Origin of the sequence: Microcoleus sp. w1-18aA5 (genome assembly GCF_036701705.1) — a bacterium.
GTDB lineage: Bacteria > Cyanobacteriota > Cyanobacteriia > Cyanobacteriales > Microcoleaceae > Microcoleus.
Genome location: NZ_JAUPTE010000144.1, coordinates 2,501 through 5,395, shown reverse-complemented (window position 1 = coordinate 5,395; position 2,895 = coordinate 2,501). Strand labels below are relative to the sequence as shown.

Sequence of the window (2,895 nt, the reverse complement as noted above, 5' to 3'; positions counted from 1 at the left end):
CTGAACCTAGAAAAAAGAATAGTTTGAAAGCTTAAAGCACTATTAACCTCGTCAAAAAAATCAAGATAGAGAGTAAAAGCGAGAGCTGATATTCAATATCGCAAACAACGAGAAAAAAGTCAAGGGAAAAAAACCAGCCTTCAAGCTGAGTAGAAAGAACTGGGCTAAAGCCAAAAAAAACAATCCAACACGGAGAGTTTGATCCTGGCTCAGGATGAACGCTGGCGGTCTGCTTAACACATGCAAGTCGAACGGAGTAGAAATACTTAGTGGCGGACGGGTGAGTAACGCGTGAGAATCTGCCTTCAGGACGGAGACAACAGTTGGAAACGACTGCTAAGCCCCGATGTACCGAAAGGGAAAATATTTATAGCCTGAAGATGAGCTCGCGTCCGATTAGCTAGTTGGGGGGGTAAAAGCCCACCAAGGCGACGATCGGTAGCTGGTCTGAGAGGACGATCAGCCACACTGGGACTGAGACACGGCCCAGACTCCTACGGGAGGCAGCAGTGGGGAATTTTCCGCAATGGGCGAAAGCCTGACGGAGCAAGACCGCGTGGGGGAAGAAGGCTCTTGGGTTGTAAACCCCTTTTCTCTGGGAAGAAAGTTGTGAAAGCAACCTGACGGTACCAGAGGAATCAGCATCGGCTAACTCCGTGCCAGCAGCCGCGGTAAGACGGAGGATGCAAGCGTTATCCGGAATGATTGGGCGTAAAGCGTCCGCAGGTGGCAGTTCAAGTCTGCTGTCAAAGACCGGGGCTTAACTTCGGAAAGGCAGTGGAAACTGAACAGCTAGAGTATGGTAGGGGCAGAGGGAATTCCTGGTGTAGCGGTGAAATGCGTAGAGATCAGGAAGAACATCGGTGGCGAAGGCGCTCTGCTGGACCATAACTGACACTCAGGGACGAAAGCTAGGGGAGCGAATGGGATTAGATACCCCAGTAGTCCTAGCCGTAAACGATGGATACTAGGTGTTGTCTGTATCGACCCGGACAGTGCCGTAGCTAACGCGTTAAGTATCCCGCCTGGGGAGTACGCACGCAAGTGTGAAACTCAAAGGAATTGACGGGGGCCCGCACAAGCGGTGGAGTATGTGGTTTAATTCGATGCAACGCGAAGAACCTTACCAGGACTTGACATGTCGCGAATCTTTTGGAAACAGAAGAGTGCCTTCGGGAGCGCGAACACAGGTGGTGCATGGCTGTCGTCAGCTCGTGTCGTGAGATGTTGGGTTAAGTCCCGCAACGAGCGCAACCCTCGTGTTTAGTTGCCATCATTAAGTTGGGCACTCTAAACAGACTGCCGGTGACAAACCGGAGGAAGGTGGGGATGACGTCAAGTCAGCATGCCCCTTACGTCCTGGGCTACACACGTACTACAATGGTAGGGACAGAGGGCAGCCAACCCGCGAGGGCGAGCTAATCCCGTAAACCCTGCCTCAGTTCAGATTGCAGGCTGCAACTCGCCTGCATGAAGGCGGAATCGCTAGTAATCGCAGGTCAGCATACTGCGGTGAATCCGTTCCCGGGCCTTGTACACACCGCCCGTCACACCATGGAAGTTGGCCACGCCCGAAGTCATTACTCTAACCTTTCGAGGAGGAGGATGCCGAAGGCAGGGCTGATGACTGGGGTGAAGTCGTAACAAGGTAGCCGTACCGGAAGGTGTGGCTGGATCACCTCCTTTTAGGGAGACCATCTGATAGTCGACCGAACCTAAACAATAGGTCGTTGTCAGTCATCCCTGGTCGTTCGAGGAATAGATGTCAAAGCTTTCAAACTATTAACTGGTTCGGAAATCGCGGGCTATTAGCTCAGTTGGTTAGAGCGCACCCCTGATAAGGGTGAGGTCCCTGGTTCAAATCCAGGATGGCCCACCTGGAAAAAAAGTGATGAATTGTCAGTAATGAGTAATGGATCATCAAAGATGAATTCAGGACTCATAAAATCAAAATCAGAACTTGCTTAGTGGGGGTATAGCTCAGTTGGTAGAGCGCCTGCCTTGCACGCAGGAAGTCAGCGGTTCGAGTCCGCTTACCTCCACTCTCACTAACTGCAACCAACTACAAAAAATAGAAATCAGCACCTAGACTATCGAGAGTGAAAGTCGGAATGCTGGAGTCTAGAACTCTAGTCAGAACCTTGAAAACTGCATAGAAATTAAGTCATCAAAGCATGTCAGTCATCCGAGCAATCGGAGCATCTGACAAGCGACCACCATGAAAAAATCAAGTGGTCAAGTTACAAAGGGCTAACGGTGGATACCTAGGCACACAGAGGCGAAGAAGGACGTGGCGACCGACGATAAGCTCCGGGGAGCTGGAAGCAAGCATTGATCCGGAGATGTCCGAATGGGGCAACCCAGTAAGCATCAGTTGAATACATAGACTGATAGCAGCGAACCCAGCGAATTGAAACATCTTAGTAGCTGGAGGAAGAGAAAGCAATAGCGATTTCCCAAGTAGTGGTGAGCGAACGGGAAACAGCCTAAACCAGAGGTTTTTACTTCTGGGGTCGTGGGACAGTCAATTAACGTATCTTCAAGCTAGACAAAGCAGTTGAAAGCTGCACCAGAGAAGGTGAAAGTCCTGTAGTCGAAAGTAGAAAAGAGCGTGACTGTATCCCGAGTAGCACGGGGCCCGTGAAATCCCGTGTGAATCAGCGAGGACCATCTCGTAAGGCTAAATACTACTGTGTGACCGATAGTGAACCAGTACCGCGAGGGAAAGGTGAAAAGAACCCCGGAAGGGGAGTGAAATAGAACATGAAACCGTTAGCTTACAAGCAGTGGGAGGACGATTTAACGTCTGACCGCGTGCCTGTTGAAGCATGAGCCGGCGAGTTATAGGCAGTGGCAGGTTAAGACCCTATGGGTTGCAGCCAAAGCGAAAGCGAG

The 2,895-nt window shown here is 50.7% G+C and carries 2 tRNA genes and 2 rRNA genes (1 of these 4 running past the window's edge); all 4 read left to right on the top strand.

Annotation, left to right across the window (positions count from 1 at the left end):
- Positions 1–186 precede the first annotated feature (186 nt).
- Positions 187–1,686, top strand: a 16S ribosomal RNA gene (locus tag Q5691_RS27220).
- Between the two features lie 116 nt (positions 1,687–1,802).
- A tRNA-Ile gene (locus Q5691_RS27215) sits at positions 1,803–1,876 on the top strand.
- Between the two features lie 93 nt (positions 1,877–1,969).
- A tRNA-Ala gene (locus tag Q5691_RS27210) sits at positions 1,970–2,042 on the top strand.
- A 191-nt stretch (positions 2,043–2,233) separates the two neighbouring features.
- Positions 2,234–2,895, top strand: a 23S ribosomal RNA gene (locus Q5691_RS27205) (it continues 2,242 nt past the right edge of the window).
- Together the 16S and 23S rRNA genes with 2 tRNA genes alongside form the textbook arrangement of a ribosomal RNA operon.